Genomic DNA, 16,997 nt, shown 5'->3' on the forward strand with positions numbered 1-16,997 from the left:
TCAATAGTGCGCGTAGCCGCTCAAAGGGCATCTCTGCGACGCCGGTATCTCAAAGGGGCCGTCAATGCCGCGGCAGGTATGGAACCCGGACTTTCGCGCCGCCGGCTTGGCAGGCTTCGACTTCGCCGCCGGTCGTGGATTTGCCGCTTCGCGTTGCTGTTCACGTTTCGGCTTGGCGCGGACCACCGGCTGCGGTTTCCGCGTCTTCTGCGGGGCGGCGGTGTCCTGCTTCTTCGCCTCGGCTTCCGATGCCCGCTGGGCGCGATAGGTCTTCAGGACGTCCTCGGAATCGAGTTTCAGGCGGGCATATTGCGTTGGGGTGAGGAAGGCGGTCGGGGACAGGCCGTTCGCTTCCTGCCACAAGCCGATGGCCCGGCGCGTCTTAGCGCCGAGAGCGCCGTCTGCGCCGTCCAGATCATAGCCGAGCGCCAGCAGCCTTTCCTGCAGGTCGACCTTTTGTTGACGATCAAGCCCGATCGCGCTCTCCGTCAATTCCGTGCCGGCGGTCGCCGCCGGAGCTTCCGTCGTCGATCTCGCCGTGTCGCTTTCCGTCGTGACGACAATTGTCGGCTTCTTGAGCTGATCCAGGTTGAGACGCGCCAGATCCGCGAATGCCCCGTTCGGAAATTGCTGCAGATAGGCTTCGTAGTGGGCAACCGTATTGCGCTTGGAAGCCTCGTCCCAGACGCGCTGCTCGACTTCCCATCCGCGAGTTTCCGTCCCGGCGACCTGGGTTTGAGGCTCGCTGCGAGAAGGCTGAGCAGGTGGAGCCGCTGGCACCGGCGCCTGCGGCCCGAGGAAGACCTCGCGGCCGAGCGAAGCATTGTGCCACGGCCGCTGGCGCCCGTTGGTCTCGGCCGCCACCTCGCCGCGCACGCGGGTCAGCGCGCTCTGGATCTCGACGCCGGGTTCGGCGAGATGCCTGGCAAGAGAGGTCGTATAGGGGCTGTTGGCTCCATCGCCGTCGTAGGACACGGCGCCGGGGTCGGTCGCAAAGGCGATCAGCACGCCCCCGGTGCCGACATCCGTCGGGCTGATATTGATCGGCGCCAGCCCCGGCGCCGTGGCCGAGCGGCTCTTCGGCAGCGAAGCCGCCAATGTCCTCGCCAGGGGATTGTCGCGGCAGGCGTCGAGGATAACGATGCCGACGGCCGGATCGGGCGGCAGTGCGGCAAGCAATTCGTCGATCTGGATGGTGCGCGTCTTGAGATGCGCCGGCGCCGTCAGCTCGGCGTCGACCGGAATGAGGTAGTTCTTGCCGTTCACCTGCATGCCGTGGCCGGCATAATAGATGAGCGCCGTGTCCGTATCGTAGGAGGCCTCGGTGAACCTGTTCAGCCGGTCGCGCATGCCGGCATAGTCAAGGTCGATGCCTTCGATGACATTGAACCCGGCCCGCCGCAGCGTTTCGGCCATCAGGCGCGCATCGCTTGCCGGGTTGGGCAGCGCCGGCGCGTAGACATATTTGCTGTTGCCGATGACCAGGGCGACCCGCTTGCCATCAGCGGCAAAGGCGCCTGGCTGCAGCAAACCGGCCGCGGCCAGAAAGAACAAACCAACAATGGTCGCCCAGAACCTCATCGCTCGCACTCGCCATCAAGTCGCGGCTCTGCCAGCTAGTTTCACTCATGGATTGGTCCTTCCATGAAATATAGCACATTGACGGCGGAATGTGCGCCTTTCGTCGGGCGGTTGCCTAGGCGGTCGAGGCAAAGTGCCTGGGCGACATGGTGTCATGCCTACGGTGGAAAGCGCGGGAGAAGAACCCGCCATAGCGGTGGCGTGATCTTGAAGTTCAGACAACTTGAGCGGCAGGCTCCAGACATGCAGTCGTCGCCGGACGCCCTGTCTGCCCAGACCACGTTTCCCGATCGTAAAGGCGCATTCCTGGCCGGCAGTTGCCGAACGCCGATCGGCACGAGCCAAGTTCTGCTGAATTTTTCACCTTTGTCCCCCCGCCGCGGCGAAATTCCTACAAAAGGTATGCTCGGGAAGCTCTAGGTACGACGCTGCTGGGGACATGGGTACCCAGCGCAGGTTTTGAGGGCTGTCAGCCCCGGGTGGAATCCACGAATGACAATAATCATCGACAATGCCGCAAACTGGCGCGACATCGCGCGTGTGGGAGACGGCGAAAAGCTGGAGTTGGCGCCGGCGGCATGGGATCGCATCGCGTATGCGAACCTCATCGTGGGAAGCCTCGTCGAAAAGGGCATTCGCGCCTACGGCGTGAATACCGGGGTCGGAGCGCTTGCAAGCCAGGTGGTGGCGCCAGCCCTGCAGCAGAAGCTGTCGCGCAACATCATTCTCAGCCACGCCTGCGGCGTTGGCGAGCTGGTGCCCGAGCGCAGCATCCGGGCCGTCATTGCCGCGCAGGTGGCAAATTTCGCGCATGGCCATTCGGGCATCCGGCCAGAGATCGTCCGCAATCTGCTCGCTTTCCTCGAGCGGAACTGCGTACCGGATGTTCCTTCGCGGGGATCGGCAGGATATCTCACCCACAATGCCCATATAGCACTGGTGCTGATCGGCGAGGGCAGGGCAAGCGTCGCCGGGCGCAGGATGAGTGGTCGCCAGGCGCTGGCCGAGATCGGCCTGGAGCCGCTGGTTCTGGGCGCCAAGGAAGGCTTGAGCCTCGTCAACGGCACGGCATGCGCAACCGGCCTGACAAGCATCGCACTGGTTCGCGCCGAGCGTCTGCTGTGCTGGGCCGATGCCGCGGCGGCGCTTACGCTGGAAGCCGCCGGCGGGCAGATGGCGGCCTTCGACGAACATGTGCTTGCCATGAGACCTTCGCCCGGGATCCAGGCAGTTGGTGCTTCATTGCGGCGCCTGCTCGACGGCAGCGGGCTGATCGCGGTGGCGCACGGCAGTCGTACGCAAGATGCGCTCAGCCTTCGCGCGGTGCCGCATGTGCATGGCGCGGCGAGAGAGGTGCTGGAGCGCTCCGCGCAACTGGTCGATCGCGAACTGGCTTCGGTAACCGACAATCCCGCCGTGGCTGGCACGCCCGATAACCCGCAGGTATTCTCGCAGGCGCATCCGGTTGCGCCGGCGCTCGGGCAGACCGCCGACGGCTTGACGATCGCGTTGGCTCAGGTTGCGGCGATGAGCGAACGTCGCATCGACCGCCTGGTCAATCCGTTGGTCAACAATCTGCCGCCATTCCTCGCCGCTGAAGGCGGCTGCAACTCGGGCTTCATGATCGCCCAGTACACCGCCACTTCGTTAAGCAACGTCAATCGGCGCCTTGCCGCGCCGGCAGCAACCGACGGTGGCGTCACATCCGGCTTGCAGGAAGATTTCCTGGCGCACCCAACCGTGGCGGCCAACAAGCTTTTGGCCGTCATCGACAACGCCGAATATATTCTGGCGATCGAACTCATGGCAGCCGCGCAGGCGCATGATTTCCTGTCCGACCGCGCGGCACGGGCGCCAGGCACCGATGCCATCTATCGTGCCATCCGCCAACGCGTTGCGCACTACAGCGACGATCGCCCGCTGTCCTGGGACATGGAAATGCTGCGCGACTTCATCCGCCAAGCCGATGTGACGCAGTGCAAGACAGATGTCGGGAGAGGCTCCGAGCCGCGCGCCTACGCGCCTTGATGCCTGTGGACTTTGCCCACGCCCCTCTCTCCCCAATGGGGAGGATGCGTCTGTTGCGGGAGAGAGTCCAGAGAGGCTTAGCTACGGCTAAAGGGGCGGTTAAGCAGCCAGTAGTGCCAGTCCGAGACCAACGCCCATGAGGGAGCTTGAAGGGGCGGCTTTTGCCGGCCCTCTAACGTTCTCAATCGTCCCAGCCACCATCGTCTTCGTCATCGTAAAGCGGCGCGTAGTCGGGAACGACCCGGACAATCGGCCGCTGACGTTCGTAGCGCCAGTAGTATTCATCTGGCGGCTGCGGCACATAGGTCCGATAGGCACGCTGGTAATAGCGCTGATCCTTCCAGTGTTTTTTGTGCATTTTGTGCGGGCGCACGCAGTAGCCGTCACGGGTTAGGTACGCGCATGTCACTCGCGCCTCTTGGACGAGACCGCCATGGGCCGGAGCGCCAACGGTCAACGGCGCCGCTTGGGTGCCGGTCAGAGACAAAAGCGTGCCGGCCAAGGCAAAAACAGGCAGTTTCATTCACGTCTCCGTTGTTTCAGGTTATGGCCGAACAACACTTCGATTTCGGGCGATTTTGGGCGCCCAAAATCACTTTGTTTTTCCGCCGTACATCTGTCCGCTGATTCACCGGCCGTGCCGCGCGATCATCGCTAGATGATCCGCAAGGCGGCCCGCCACCCGCGCGGCGGGGTAGGCCAGCGAGTGTCGGGCCTAACCGGTGGGCCTTTGGTCGGGGGGCGCCGCCGGCTGAGCCATTCTAGGCCCATTCATGCATTATTGCTAATTTAGTAAAATTCTCATGTTCCGTTTCCACCACGGCCAGATCGGCCGGGGCCGAGAGTTGTGTCTGTGCGCAAACGAGCGAGTACTGGCATTGGCCGGCTGGAATTTGTCGAGCCGTTGATGCCGACCCTGGTGGAGAAACCGCCTGAAGGGGATGGCTGGATTCACGAGGACAAGTTTGATGGCTACCGCTCCCAGATCGTCAGGGGCGCAACTAAAGGCCTATATGGCATCTGCTGGGGCGAAGAAGCAGTTTTCGTCTTCCTCGGTCGGATGCAGACAGATGTGAAAATTGTCGTCGCCGGACGGGATGACACTGTCGTAGGGAACGAAGTATCGGTCTTGATGAGTGACCTTTTGATGGTCGCCCGGCCGCAAGATGATCACGTACCCATCGGGCCGTGGTGTCACGGTTATGCTGGGGATCTTTCCGCACTCACCCGTGACCTGGTCACCATGGCAGCAAGCCGGTGGGTAGGTCCAATGGCTGTCGGCGTCGTGGGCAAGTGCAGAACCATCGTCCAGCGCTGCAGCCGCGGCTATCACGCCTGCCAGCTCCGCCACGTGCCGCGATCCGACCCCATGCACCGGAATGGTCCACAAACGGCGACCGTTGTCGTCAAGGCCAGATTATACACCCATTTAGCAATCACTAATGCGAAAAAGGCGCTGCCGACCAGCGGCCCCAGGTGCGCAAATGTACAGAATTTACCAATGACGGATGCTGCGGAACAAAATCTAACATCCGCCGTTTTTGGCCCTAAGCCGGATGTCCGTTGACCCGCTCCAATCCGGCGATTCCTGTGTCAAAGGCCCGCTGCCTACGCCCTGGCGGCGGGCCATCTCAGTGAAGCAGGGACAGAGGCGCCCGTGCCGGGCCATATGCCGCGCCGGATCTCGGGCTTTACGATTCTTAAATACGAACTCTATTCGCGACGGCAGGCCTGCCTCTTAGGTCTGACCCCGGCAAGCGATTGTCGCCTACAACGCGATCGGCGGCCGATAGCTTTGGCGGAGTGAAATGACCGGTAGCGCCGATCTCGCCTAGCCAATCCTCGTAGCCAGTGTTCATTTTCGATTTCAGGACGTCAGGCTGGACGATCCCGGACTGAAACAGGCTCAAGAGCCGCCGGGAGAAATGGTCCTTGGCGGGATGACCTTCCGGGATTCCCGCCTCAGTGCAGTAGTCGTTGAGAACCGTTCTAAGCATCATGACTTGCTGGGAATTGATAGGGCTATCGCCGGACATTGCGCTTTCTCCTCATGGGGCGAAAGCTTGATCGACTCTTCCAAGCGCCAACGCCCGTTCAGTTGGTCAGCGACATGCCCTCTGTAAGCTTTAGTCAGGGATTAGCGAGTCAAATCGGGCGTAGGCGATATATCTTTCCAACCGACGGAACGTTTGTACTCGCCTGGGTGTTATCACCATGATCCCCGCATAGGGATCATAACGGGCCTTGCCCCCTCTTGGCCCGAGTTTGAGTCCGCTGTCTCTCGGAAGTGCCCAGTCTGCGCAACCTTTGCGCTTTTGGAGCCGTCGACAGCGGACCCGACGCATTTCAGAGATCGCTCACGCCACGGCCGAAGAAAGCGCCAGCGATACAGAAGGTAGACACCCAGGCTCCCATCGGCAGGCAAGTGGCCATGCCGATCATATCGCGCTCGCGGTAGCGCCAGACGGCGCTGGCGAGCATCAGACATGCGAGCGCGGCAATGTAGAGTGGGACCAACATCCTAGTTCATTCTGCAGGTCCAATTTCTCGCGAGATAGGCGATGATTTCGTCGGTCTCATCCGGCGAGCTCATCTCAGGCAGCGCAGCCCTTTCGAGCGTTGTGGCCGACGGCATCGATTGCACTAGGCTGAGCAGTTGTGGACTGCACGCGAAGATTATCATCTTTGCCATCACATCGTTGCGCGCGCATGAGGTAGGCAACAACCTGGCCATGGTCGCTGCAAGACAGGCCTCATAGGCTTCCCTTGGCGTTTCTGCCTTGGCGGCGCCGACTGAAACAGCACCGACAATCAAGAGACATAGCGCCGCCCTGGTCATGGTGCGGTCAGGGGCTCGTGTAGTTGCCGTCAACGACGCCACCGAGTTTCTCGTTAAGGCTTCCCTTTATGATGGCTACGCCCTTGCCGTGGGTGTCGGCCGCATCGCAATACGCGGCGATCGCGATGCTCAGTCGCCCCTCGTGGCCGGCATCCCTCCATCTTTCGGTCGAGACGTGTACGAATATTTGAGGTCCGCTGAAATCGGTGGCGTCGCTGCGCCTGATGCTGTCTATCGTGTTATCCCACGAAGCAAGCACAGCTTTCGCGTTGATCTTGGCGCAGTCTCCGTAGACTCCGGCATTGACGCCCGAAGCAACAACACCATCGGTAGAGTTCGCGCTGCCCGTCGCACTCCTGTTATGGCCCTTGAACATCCAAACAAGGCCGATCGCGACGACAGCGACGGCCGCAATCCTTGTCCTTTCGCCCATACTTCGACGCCCCCTCACGTTGCGCCAAGGATGCAGCGCAAGCTTCGCCCCGCAAGGGCGCCCTTGACGATTCCAGCGAACGGAAGCGTCGCTTACTTCTTGGCCATTAACCGCTGCACCAGCACGGTTGAGACGCGGCCGATCAGGATCGCAATGCCGATTACGATCGGCACATATACCCGTGCATTCCATTCTTCGGCCTTGCAGAGCTTTACAAGCAGGAGAGCCAAGGGAAGCCCCACCAGAAGAACGCCAAGGGCCTGCGGACGTCTCTTTTTAAGGCGCTCGATATTTGCCTCTTGTTCTGGCGTATACATGGCAAAAGCCCCTCTGTTCCCCGCCGAAACGTCGCGCAACAACGGCGTGTGCGCAAGTCGGCTCCCCCGCAAGGGCGCGCTTGACGATTTCAGCCCCGGCAGCGACACGACGCCGAGCCTATGGCTCGCTGCAGGGCCAATCTTCAGGCCTCGTCAAGCCAGAAGGCAACTCGGTCCGGGCGTCTCCGCAAGCCATGTTGAGCTGCCACTGGGATAGACCCGCCGAATTGGAAAGATCGAGGCCCTCGATACGGGTCAGAAAGAAAAAAGCGCGGTCAAAGTCTATCGGCGCGGTGAACGTCGCTCCTCGGAAGTCCGCCCGCGCGAGATTGGCAAACGAAAAGCGGCTGCCGCTGATATCGGCGTCATGGAACTGCGCTCGCCCCAATTCCGCCTTTGTGAAATCAACATTGGTCAGATTGGCGTCCTGGAAATTCGAGCGCTGCACTTCCGCGCTCGTAAACACAGCGCCCTGCGCGTCCATATGGCTGAAGTCGGTCCTGTAGGCCTCGATTTTGTCGAACCGGGCGCCTTTGGCGATCGAGTCGGCCAGGGAAGCACGCACGAGCGTTGCCTTCTCAAAATTTGCCGCAAGGAGATTGCTGTTCCTGAGGTCGGTCGAAGTGAAATCAACACCGATCAGGTTCGCCCCGCTCAGGTCCCGTCCTTTTAGGATGAGAAGCTTTTTGTCACAGTCCTGCCAATTGACGCCAGGCGTCGCGGCTGCGTCGCAATTTTGAGCGGCAGTGGCGTTCTGCCAAGCAAATACAATGCAAACCGCCAGAACCAAGCCGGATGTGCCGTAAGCTCTGGTTCGTGTCAAAGTCATTGTTGCTGGACCTCTGCTACTCGCCGACAATCAACCTTACCACATCTGCTGACACTCGAAAGCGACGGCATTTTGCCCGCTAATCCCGCTAGTCCCCACCGCCAAACTGCGCCAAGCAAGACGCGGCCGGTAAATCTTCCGATGATTTGGCTTTGTGTCGGTGATGAGCCGTGCATTTCCAAGTCTCCTTCGGTTGCAGTTTCCTTGGGAAACGCATTGGGAAGGAGGCAAATGGCGATGACACTGTTAGTCGAGAAATCTGGCGGAGAGGGAGGGATTCGAACCCCCGATGCCCTTGCGAGCATGCCGCATTTCGAGTGCGGTGCATTCGACCACTCTGCCACCTCTCCGCGGTCATGGTCGGCCGTTGCCGGCGCGGCGCACTAGATAACGACTGGACGTCAAGGTTACAAGGCCAAATCTGCCTGAAGTCAGGCTTCTTTGACGCGGTGTCGATCTGGCCACGGCCAGGCGCGCCCGGCAGGCCGGCCATGCGGCTCGTCCGCGGCGCCAGCGCCAGGCTCCCATACGCATGGCAGCCGGGCCCGGGCACCGCGAACCGGCGGATGTTCCTGGCGCCAGCCACTCGCCTTGACTTTGACCGGACCTTCGGTTAGGGACAGCGCGCAATCGGCGTGGAGGGTTCTTCCGCGCCGCTTGTTTTTTGAACCCGCAGACTGACAAAAAGACGGCCGAACCGCGAGACGCGGCTCATCAAGGCCGACCGAACAGCGAAAGGCAAAAAAGATGTTCGCAGTCATCAAAACGGGCGGCAAGCAGTATCGCGTCGCCGCCAACGATCTCCTGAAGATCGAGAAACTCGAAGCCAAGGTCGGCGAAATCGTCGAGCTCAGCCAGGTGCTGGCGCATGGCGAGGGCGAGAACGTCACCTTCGGCGCGCCGTTCGTCGATGGCGCCACCGTCACCGCCGAAGTCGTCGAACAGGGCAAGAACCGCACCGTCATCGCTTTCAAGAAGCGCCGCCGGCAGAATTCGCGCCGCAAGATCGGCCACCGTCAGCTTTTGACCACCGTCCGGATCGCCGAGATCCTGCTGGGTGGCGCCAAGCCGGCGAAGAAGGCCGCCGCCAAGCCGGAAGCCAAGGCTGAAGTCGCCGCCGAGGCGAAGGCCGAGGCCGCTCCGAAGGAGGCCAAGGCCAAGAAGGAAGCCGCTCCGAAGGCGGAAGCCACCGCCGAGGCCGCCGCCGCGCCGCTGTTCAAGGCGCCGAAGGGCGAGCCGGACGACCTGACGGTGATCAAGGGCATCGGCCCGGTCGCCGCCAAGGATCTCAACGAGCAGGGCATTATCACCTTCGCCCAGCTCGCCAAGCTTTCGGACAAGGATGTCGCCAAGATCGACGAGCATATGCCGTTCAGCGCCGACCAGATCAAGGACTGGCGCGAGCAGGCCAAGGAGCTGGCGAAGAACTAAATCGAACCGGCGAAAACGTCGCCGGATCGGACTTGAAACGGAACGCGAACGCGTTCATAAGACCATTCAAGCGCCCCCAGGGCGTATCGGAGTTAGTTAGATGGCACACAAGAAAGCTGGCGGTTCGTCGCGCAATGGTCGCGACTCGCACTCCAAGCGTCTCGGCGTGAAGAAGTTCGGCGGCGAAGCCGTGCTCGCCGGCAACATCATCATTCGTCAACGCGGCACCACCTGGCATCCGGGCACCAACGTAGGCATGGGCACGGACCACACCCTGTTTGCGCTCGAAGCCGGCGCAGTCGCCTTCAACAAAAAAGCCAACGGCCGAACCTACGTCTCGGTGAACCCGATTACCAAAGCAGCGGAGTAGCCGGTTCCGCACCACAACACCGGCACCCATCTCGGGAACCGGTGTCTGGCCAGGCCAGGAAAAGGATCAGGGGAGATGGGTTTCCATCTCCCCTTTTTCTTGTGCCTGGAGGACTGAACATGGTTGCCGAAGCGGAAGACACGGACGACGAAAGTTACGCGATAGACTGCCCGGTGCTGGCCACCGAGCGGCTGGTGATGCGCGCGCCGCGCGACAGCGACGTCGGGGCGCTGGTGGCGCTGGCCGACAACCGTCACGTGGCCGAGATGCTGGCCCGCATGCCGCATCCTTATGGCGAGGCCGAGGCGCGCGCCTTCCTCGCCATGGCGGCGTCGCGTCGCGCCGGCATCGTCTATGCGCTGACGCTCGCCGGCACCGGCACCTTCGTCGGCTGCGCGGGGCTCAACACCACCGATCGCGGGCTGGAGCTCGGCTACTGGATCGGCGAACCCTACTGGAAACGTGGCTACGCCACGGAAGCGGCGCACGCGCTGGTCGACCTCGCCTTCCAGAGGACCCCGATCCAGGTGCTGCAGGCGTCGACCCGGGTGATCAACCCGGCCTCGCGCCGGGTCATCCACAAGTGCGGGTTCCAGTATGCCGGCCAGGGCATGCTGAACTCGATCGTCGCCGGCCAGGTGCCGGTCGAGCGCTACCGGCTCGATCGCAAGACCTGGACCAGCCTGCGGAACTGGGTGCATTTCTGAGATGGGCCGATATTCAGGTGAGGCCGGCCTGCGAATGGCGGCTTCCCGCGCTTACTACAGCGCCGCGCGTCCTCCTGGACGCGCAAAGGACGCTGTAGCAGTTTTGTTGGCGCATGATCCTTTCCGAAAATCGATTTCGATTTTCGGGGTCATGCGCTTGCTCACGTGCTTCAAGCACGCTCCGCTCCGGGTCTCGGAAGCCACCATTCTCGGCGCGGCCTGACCTGAATCTCGACCCATCTCGGAGTGTAGCGCGGACAGGAAAAGTCGTTTTGCGGACCGGACTTCAGCCGAGCTCGACCCAGACCGGCAAGTGATCCGAACCCACCGCCTGCCGGTCGACCCACAGGCGCTGCAGCGATCTGGCGAGCGAGGCGCTGGTGAAGACATAGTCGATGCGTTTCTGGCGGCTCGCATCGTCGGGCTGTTTCGGATCGACCCAGGTGACGAGATCCGGGACGCCCAGGCGCTCGGCGACATCGACGGCGAGATCGGCGGTGAGCGGCATGCCGAATTCGTGGTCCGGGCGCCCGGCAAGGTCGACATACTCGGGCGAGCCGGACAGCATGTTGAAGTCGCCCATGACGATGAAGGCTTCCGGGTAGGGCAGGTCCGGCAGGCCGATCTCGGGAACGCCGGAAAGGCCGCCGCCCTCCAGCGCGTAGTTCAACAGGCGCTGGCGCAGGAAGCGGATCTGGCTTTGACGTTCGACAGGGCTGCGATGGTCGAGATGCGTGGAATAGAAACGGATGAAGCCGAGCGGTGTCTCGATCAGCGCTTCAAGCGCACCGCGCTGGAAATTCATCGCCTCCAGGCTGCGGCTGCGCGGCAGGAGAAGGTTGCGCGACAGATGAATGGGTGTCTTGGACAGGACCATGTTGCCGAGCTGGAACGTCGTCGTGATGGCGCGGCCGGCCTCCAGGCGCGAGCTGATGTTGACCTCGAAATTGCTGCCATAGGCGGCAAAATAGTCAGGCAGCGCCTCGCCGATCTCGGCCACCATGTCGCGGTTGCCGTTCCTCGGGTTGTTGCGGGTGACCTCCTGCAGCGCGATCACGTCGGCGCCGCGAATGGCGTCAGCGATGCGGGTGACATCGTAGCGGCCGTCGAGGCCGATGCCGTACTGGATGTTGTAGGTGACAAGCTTCATTGCCGCGCCCCTTCAGCCCGCGCGAACAGTGCTACCGCGTCCTTTGCAAAAGGGCATCCGGCGCTTTAGTCGCAAATCGGCCTCGCCCTTCGCCCCGCCTTGGTTTAGAGCAATCCCGCAAACGCAATAGCAGAAACCCGAAGATCCGATGAAATTTCTCGACCAGGCAAAGGTTTATATCCGCTCCGGCGACGGCGGCGCCGGCTCGGTGTCGTTCCGCCGCGAGAAGTTCATCGAGTTCGGCGGGCCGGATGGCGGCGACGGCGGCCGCGGCGGCGATGTCTGGGCGGAGGCGGTCGACGGGCTGAACACGCTGATCGACTATCGCTACCAGCAGCACTTCAAGGCCAAGACCGGCACGCACGGCATGGGCCGCAACATGACGGGCGCCAAGGGCGCCGACGTCACGCTGAAGGTGCCGGTCGGAACCCAGATCTTTGCCGAGGACAATGAGACGCTGATCTGCGACATCACCGTGGTCGGCCAGCGCTTCCTGCTCGCCAAGGGCGGCAATGGCGGCTTCGGCAACCAGCACTTCAAGACCTCGACCAACCAGGCGCCGCGCCGCGCCAATCCCGGCCTGCCGGGCGAGGAACTCAACATCTGGCTGCGGCTGAAACTGATCGCCGACGCCGGCCTGGTCGGCCTGCCCAATGCCGGCAAGTCGACCTTCCTCGCCGCCGTCACCGCGGCCAAGCCGAAGATCGCCGACTATCCCTTCACCACGCTCTATCCCGGTCTTGGGGTCGCGCGCATCGACGGCCGCGAATTCGTCATCGCCGACATCCCCGGCCTGATCGAGGGCGCGCATGAGGGCGTCGGCATCGGCGACCGTTTCCTCGGCCATGTCGAGCGCACGCGTGTGTTGCTGCACCTCGTCTCCGCCCAGGAGGAGAATCCCGGCAAGGCCTACAAGACCGTGCGTGGCGAGCTGGAGGCCTATGGCCATGGGCTGGCCGAGAAGGTCGAGATCGTTGCGCTCAGCCAGATCGACATCCTCGACGCCGAGGCGCGCAAGAAGAAGACGGCCTCGCTGAAGCGCGCCGCCGGCCGCGCGCCGATGCTGATGTCGGCCGTCACCGGCGAAGGCGTGGAAGCGGTGCTGCGTGCGCTGATGGCTGTCGTCGCCGAGGCCCGCGACGCCGTTGCCGCACCCGTCGACACACGCTGGCAGTGACCATGCAGTCGCTGAAGAAATACCGGCGCATCACCGTCAAGATCGGCTCGGCGCTGCTTGTCGACCGCGCCACAGGGCTGAAGCGCGACTGGCTCGACTCACTTGCCGATGACATCGCCGTGCTCGCCCATGGCGGCGCCGAGGTGCTCGTCGTCTCCTCGGGCGCGATCGCGCTCGGCCGGACCATCCTTGGCCTGGGCAAGCGGGCGCTGAAGCTGGAAGAGAGCCAGGCCGCCGCCGCCGTCGGCCAGATCGCGCTCGCCGGCGCCTGGTCGGATGCGCTCGGCAAGGGCGGGCTGAAATCGGGCCAGATCCTGCTGACGCTCGGCGACACCGAGGAGCGCCGGCGCTACCTCAATGCGCGGGCCACGATCTCGACGCTGCTCAAGATGAAGGCAGTGCCGGTCATCAACGAGAACGACACGGTGGCGACGTCGGAAATCCGCTATGGCGACAATGACCGGCTGGCCGCTCGCGTCGCCACTATGATGGGCGCTGATCTCCTGGTGCTGCTCTCCGACATCGACGGGCTCTACACGGCGCCGCCGGCCAGGGACCCGCAGGCGAAATTCATCCCGGTGGTCGACCGCATCACCCCCGATATCGAGGCGATGGCAGGCGCTGCCGCGTCCGAGCTGTCGCGCGGCGGCATGCGGACGAAACTCGACGCCGGCAAGATCGCCAATGCAGCCGGCACCGCCATGGTCATCACATCCGGCACCAGACTGTCGCCGCTGATGGCGATCGAGCGCGGCGAACGCGCCACCTTCTTCCGGCCGAGCGCCAATCCGGTCAAGGGTTACAAGACCTGGATCGCCGGCCAACTCGAACCGGCGGGACGGCTCACCGTCGATGCCGGCGCCGTCGGCGCGCTCAAGTCCGGCAAATCGCTGCTGCCGGCCGGCGTCAAACTGGTGAGCGGCAATTTCTCGCGCGGCGACACGGTGGCGATCCTGTCGCCCGAGGGCCGCGAGATCGCTCGCGGCCTGGTTGCCTACGATGCCGCCGATGCCGTAAGGATCGCAGGCCTGAAGACGGCCGAGATCGAAACCGTGCTCGGCTACGAGGCGCGCTCGGCGATGATCCATCGCGACGACCTTGTGGTGAGCCATTCCGGGGATCAAATATCGGCCGGTGGCCAAGTATTGGCCGGCGACCAGAGCGGAGGATGAGCCATGCTGAAGCTGCATGAAAAATCCGGGAATGACACCGCCGTGCTGATGGCCGATATCGGCCGCCGCGCCCGCGCCGCCGCCCGGCCGCTGGCCATTGCCACCACCGCAGCCAAGAATGCGGCGCTTGTCGCCATGGCTGAGGCCATTCTTCGCAATGAGCAGGCGATCCTCGAGGCCAACGCCATCGACGTCTCGAACGGTGAGGAGTCCGGCCTGTCTCCATCGTTCATGGACCGGCTGAAGCTGACGCCGTCGCGCGTCAAGGCGATGGCTGACGGCATCCGCGAGATCGCCGGGCTTAAGGATCCGGTCGGCGACGTGATCGCCGAATGGGACCGGCCGAACGGCCTGCATATCGAACGCGTGCGCACGCCGCTCGGCGTCATCGGCGTCATCTATGAGAGCCGGCCGAACGTGACGGCGGATGCCGGCGCGCTCTGCCTCAAGGCCGGCAATCCGGTGATCCTGCGCGGCGGCTCGGATTCGCTCAATTCGTCATCGGCGATCCATGCCTGCCTGGTCGAAGGGCTGAAGGCGGCCGGTTTGCCCGAGGACGCCATCCAGCTGGTGCCGACCACCGACCGCACCGCCGTCGGCGAGATGCTGAAGGGCCTTGGCGGCAATCTCGACGTGATCATCCCGCGCGGTGGCAAAAGCCTGGTCGGGCGCGTGCAGAGCGAGGCGCGGGTGCCGGTCTTCGCGCATCTCGAAGGCATCTGCCATGTCTATGTCGACCGCTCGGCAAAACTCGACATGGCGGTGAAGATTGCCGTCAACGCCAAGATGCGCCGAACCGGCGTCTGCGGCGCGGCCGAGACGCTGCTGGTCGATCGCGCGGCGGCGCCCACCCATCTCGTGCCGATCCTCGAGGCGCTGCGCGCCGCCGGCTGCGAGATCCATGCCGACACCGAGGTGATGAAGGCGTTTTCCGATGCCAGCCCGGCGAGTGACGCCGACTGGGTGACGGAATATCTCGACGCCATCATCGCGGTAAGGCTGGTCGATGGCGTCACCGGCGCGATCGACCATATCGAGACCTTCTCCTCGCACCACACCGAGGCGATCATCGCCGAGGATGCTGAAGCGGTGGAGCGCTTCTTCAACGAGATCGACTCGGCGATTCTGCTGCACAACGCTTCGACGCAGTTCGCCGATGGCGGCGAGTTCGGCATGGGCGCCGAGATCGGCATCGCCACCGGCAAGATGCACGCGCGCGGACCGGTCGGCGTCGAGCAGCTGACCTCGTTCAAATACCGCGTGCGCGGGTCGGGACAGGTGAGGCCGTGACGTTTTTTGCCCTAAGGGCCTGACGCTTGCGCCCAGCCACCCCCCTCTGTCCTGCCGGACATCTCCCCCTCAGGGGGGGAGATTGGCAGCTTCGCCGACGGCGCTCGGCCTGCAACGTCAGCGATTGGCGAAAGTGGAAGCGACATCTGATCTCCCCCCTTGAGGGGGAGATGCCCGGCAGGGCAGAGGGGGGCGCCTAGCACCATGCTATCGTCCCTTCAGCCCGCGGTCCCATCGCACTATCTGCGCATGCCGCATGCCGGCAAGGGCGTTGCCGTGGGTCTGTTCGGCGGCTCGTTCAATCCGCCGCATGCCGGTCATGCGCTGGTGGCCGAGATCGCGCTGCGCCGGCTGGCGCTCGACCAGCTGTGGTGGATGGTGACGCCGGGCAATCCGCTGAAGAGCACGCGCGAGCTGGCGCCACTCGCCGAGCGGTTGCATCTGTCCGAGCAGATCGCAAAGAATCCGAAGATCAAGGTCACCGCTTTCGAGGCCACGCACCACATCCGTTTCACGGCCGACACGCTGGCGCTGGTCAAGGCGCGCAATCCCGGTGTCGACTTCGTCTGGATCATGGGCGCCGACAGCTTGCGCGACTTCCATCGCTGGCAGCGCTGGCGCCAGATCGCCATGACCTTCCCGATCGCCGTCATCGACCGCCCGGGCGCGACGCTCTCCTTCCTGTCTTCGGTGGTCGCCAAGACCTTCGACTATGCCCGCGTCGACGAGGGCGACGCGCCGCGGCTTGCCCGCATGAAGGCGCCGGCCTGGACCTTCATCCACGGTCCGCGCTCGTCGCTGTCGTCGAGCGCTATCCGCAAGGCGGCGCAGCGATGAACGGCCCCGGCCTGCCGGCGGTTCATGCTTTCTGGATCGGCGGGCCGCTCGGGGCAATGCATACCGCCTGCCTGAAGTCCTTCATCAGGGCAGGCCACCGCACTCTGCTGCATGTCTATGACGATCCCGGCGACGCGCCGGCTGGTGTCGAGCTCGTCGACGCAACAAGAATCCTGCCGCGTGAGCGCATCATCAGGCATCGCAATGGCGGCCTGGCTCTGTTCGCCGACATCTTCCGCTACAAGCTCCTGGCCACCGGCGCCGAGATCTACATCGACTGCGACATGTATTGCGTGCGGCCGCTGCGGCGGCGGCCCTATCTGTTCGGTTGGGAAAGCCAGACACGCATCAACAATGCGGTGATGAGCCTGCCCGTAGGCTCGCCGATCCTCGCCGATCTGGTCGAGACGGTCGACCACCCGAAGCGGTTTCCCGAATGGTATTCGTGGAGCAAGCGGCTGCGCTTCGGGGCGCTGCGCGCGCTCGGCCGGGTGAAGGGATTCGAGGACCTGCCGCATGCCTCGATCGGCCCACCCTTGCTGACCTATCTGGCGCGCAAGCACGGGCTGCTGGGCGAGGCTTCGCAGGTGGACGTGTTCTATCCCAATGTCGAGGGCGCGGGCACGCTGCTCGATCCCCGCAAATCCATCGCCGATCTGGTGAAGCCGGAAACGCTGGCGATCCACCTTTGGCACGGCTCGCTCTGGAAGCTGCGGCTGGCCGACGTGCCGTCGAGCTCGCCGCTGGGCGAAATCCTGGCCATGTGAGGTCGGCGCCACTGCCCGTCCGGTGATGTCGCTTTTGCGGCGGCCTTTCGCCGTGCGGTGGGCGATGTT

The 16,997-nt window shown here is 63.6% G+C and carries 19 protein-coding genes and 1 tRNA gene; 10 read left to right on the forward strand and 10 right to left on the reverse strand.

Translation table 11 applies throughout. The features are described 5' to 3' along the window. On the reverse strand, window positions 1-1,581 hold the full coding sequence (locus JG743_RS05625) for a caspase family protein (protein WP_202298844.1): 1,581 nt from the start codon (window positions 1,579-1,581) through the stop codon (window positions 1-3). Window positions 1,582-2,073: 492 nt separating this feature from the next. Here JG743_RS05625 and JG743_RS05630 point away from each other — a divergent pair, with 492 nt between their 5' ends. After that, on the forward strand, window positions 2,074-3,609 hold the full coding sequence (locus JG743_RS05630; protein ID WP_202298845.1) for an HAL/PAL/TAL family ammonia-lyase: 1,536 nt from the start codon (window positions 2,074-2,076) through the stop codon (window positions 3,607-3,609). A gap of 181 nt (window positions 3,610-3,790) precedes the next feature. Here the strand turns inward: JG743_RS05630 and JG743_RS05635 are convergent, their stop codons facing one another. Beyond that, window positions 3,791-4,132 (reverse strand): hypothetical protein, encoded by a 342-nt coding sequence (locus JG743_RS05635; protein WP_202298846.1) that lies wholly within the window; start codon window positions 4,130-4,132, stop codon window positions 3,791-3,793. Window positions 4,133-4,516: 384 nt separating this feature from the next. Here JG743_RS05635 and JG743_RS34120 point away from each other — a divergent pair, with 384 nt between their 5' ends. Continuing rightward, window positions 4,517-5,176, forward strand: coding sequence for a hypothetical protein (locus JG743_RS34120; protein WP_244673172.1), 660 nt, complete (start codon window positions 4,517-4,519; stop codon window positions 5,174-5,176). A gap of 133 nt (window positions 5,177-5,309) precedes the next feature. Here the strand turns inward: JG743_RS34120 and JG743_RS05645 are convergent, their stop codons facing one another. From JG743_RS05645 to JG743_RS05675, 7 genes are all read right to left on the reverse strand, one after another. Further along, window positions 5,310-5,645, reverse strand: a complete 336-nt coding sequence (locus JG743_RS05645; protein WP_202298847.1) for a hypothetical protein — start codon at window positions 5,643-5,645, stop codon at window positions 5,310-5,312. 310 nt (window positions 5,646-5,955) lie between these two features. After that, window positions 5,956-6,129 (reverse strand): hypothetical protein, encoded by a 174-nt coding sequence (locus JG743_RS05650; RefSeq protein ID WP_202298848.1) that lies wholly within the window; start codon window positions 6,127-6,129, stop codon window positions 5,956-5,958. Between the two features lies 1 nt (window position 6,130). Next, entirely contained in the window at window positions 6,131-6,448 is a 318-nt protein-coding gene (locus JG743_RS05655) for a hypothetical protein (protein WP_202298849.1), read from the reverse strand. Window positions 6,449-6,455: 7 nt separating this feature from the next. Further along, window positions 6,456-6,881, reverse strand: a complete 426-nt coding sequence (locus JG743_RS05660; RefSeq protein WP_202298850.1) for a hypothetical protein — start codon at window positions 6,879-6,881, stop codon at window positions 6,456-6,458. A 92-nt stretch (window positions 6,882-6,973) separates the two neighbouring features. Next, the gene (locus tag JG743_RS05665; RefSeq protein WP_202298851.1) at window positions 6,974-7,198 is read right to left on the reverse strand and encodes a hypothetical protein; all 225 of its coding nucleotides are present in this window, start codon (window positions 7,196-7,198) and stop codon (window positions 6,974-6,976) included. 118 nt (window positions 7,199-7,316) lie between these two features. Then, entirely contained in the window at window positions 7,317-8,027 is a 711-nt protein-coding gene (locus JG743_RS05670; protein ID WP_202298852.1) for a pentapeptide repeat-containing protein, read from the reverse strand. A gap of 260 nt (window positions 8,028-8,287) precedes the next feature. Continuing rightward, window positions 8,288-8,377: transfer RNA gene (locus JG743_RS05675), tRNA-Ser, on the reverse strand. A 397-nt stretch (window positions 8,378-8,774) separates the two neighbouring features. On the opposite strand from JG743_RS05675, the gene JG743_RS05680 reads away from it, so the two are divergent. The 3 genes from JG743_RS05680 (at window position 8,775) to JG743_RS05690 (ending at window position 10,535) form a co-directional block, all read left to right on the forward strand. After that, window positions 8,775-9,458, forward strand: coding sequence for a 50S ribosomal protein L21 (locus tag JG743_RS05680; RefSeq protein ID WP_202298853.1), 684 nt, complete (start codon window positions 8,775-8,777; stop codon window positions 9,456-9,458). A gap of 100 nt (window positions 9,459-9,558) precedes the next feature. Further along, window positions 9,559-9,828 (forward strand): 50S ribosomal protein L27, encoded by a 270-nt coding sequence (rpmA, locus tag JG743_RS05685; protein WP_202298854.1) that lies wholly within the window; start codon window positions 9,559-9,561, stop codon window positions 9,826-9,828. 119 nt (window positions 9,829-9,947) lie between these two features. Then, window positions 9,948-10,535 (forward strand): GNAT family N-acetyltransferase, encoded by a 588-nt coding sequence (locus JG743_RS05690; protein WP_202298855.1) that lies wholly within the window; start codon window positions 9,948-9,950, stop codon window positions 10,533-10,535. A gap of 286 nt (window positions 10,536-10,821) precedes the next feature. On the opposite strand, the gene JG743_RS05695 is transcribed toward JG743_RS05690, so the two are convergent. Beyond that, window positions 10,822-11,685 carry an endonuclease/exonuclease/phosphatase family protein gene (locus tag JG743_RS05695; protein ID WP_202298856.1) on the reverse strand — a complete coding sequence of 288 codons (864 nt, stop codon included), beginning with the start codon at window positions 11,683-11,685 and terminating at the stop codon, window positions 10,822-10,824. Window positions 11,686-11,833: 148 nt separating this feature from the next. Between JG743_RS05695 and obgE the strand changes: the two genes are divergently transcribed. The 5 genes from obgE to JG743_RS05720 all read left to right on the forward strand — a co-directional run bounded on the left by obgE (window position 11,834) and on the right by JG743_RS05720 (window position 16,928). Then, window positions 11,834-12,862, forward strand: a complete 1,029-nt coding sequence (gene obgE / locus JG743_RS05700) for a GTPase ObgE (RefSeq protein ID WP_202298857.1) — start codon at window positions 11,834-11,836, stop codon at window positions 12,860-12,862. A gap of 2 nt (window positions 12,863-12,864) precedes the next feature. Then, a complete protein-coding gene (gene proB, locus JG743_RS05705) occupies window positions 12,865-14,034 on the forward strand; it encodes a glutamate 5-kinase (RefSeq protein WP_202298858.1) in 1,170 nt (389 codons plus the stop codon). Window positions 14,035-14,037: 3 nt separating this feature from the next. Continuing rightward, window positions 14,038-15,324: a glutamate-5-semialdehyde dehydrogenase gene (locus tag JG743_RS05710; protein ID WP_202298859.1), complete on the forward strand. Its 1,287-nt coding sequence runs from the start codon at window positions 14,038-14,040 to the stop codon at window positions 15,322-15,324. A gap of 249 nt (window positions 15,325-15,573) precedes the next feature. Next, window positions 15,574-16,161 carry a nicotinate-nucleotide adenylyltransferase gene (locus JG743_RS05715; protein ID WP_202302450.1) on the forward strand — a complete coding sequence of 196 codons (588 nt, stop codon included), beginning with the start codon at window positions 15,574-15,576 and terminating at the stop codon, window positions 16,159-16,161. Then, window positions 16,158-16,928 (forward strand): hypothetical protein, encoded by a 771-nt coding sequence (locus tag JG743_RS05720; protein WP_202298860.1) that lies wholly within the window; start codon window positions 16,158-16,160, stop codon window positions 16,926-16,928. Before JG743_RS05715 ends, JG743_RS05720 begins: the two co-directional genes overlap by 4 nt. Window positions 16,929-16,997: the final 69 nt, after the last annotated feature.

The sequence above is a fragment of the Mesorhizobium sp. 131-2-1 genome, from assembly GCF_016756535.1.
Classification (GTDB): Bacteria; Pseudomonadota; Alphaproteobacteria; order Rhizobiales; family Rhizobiaceae; genus Mesorhizobium.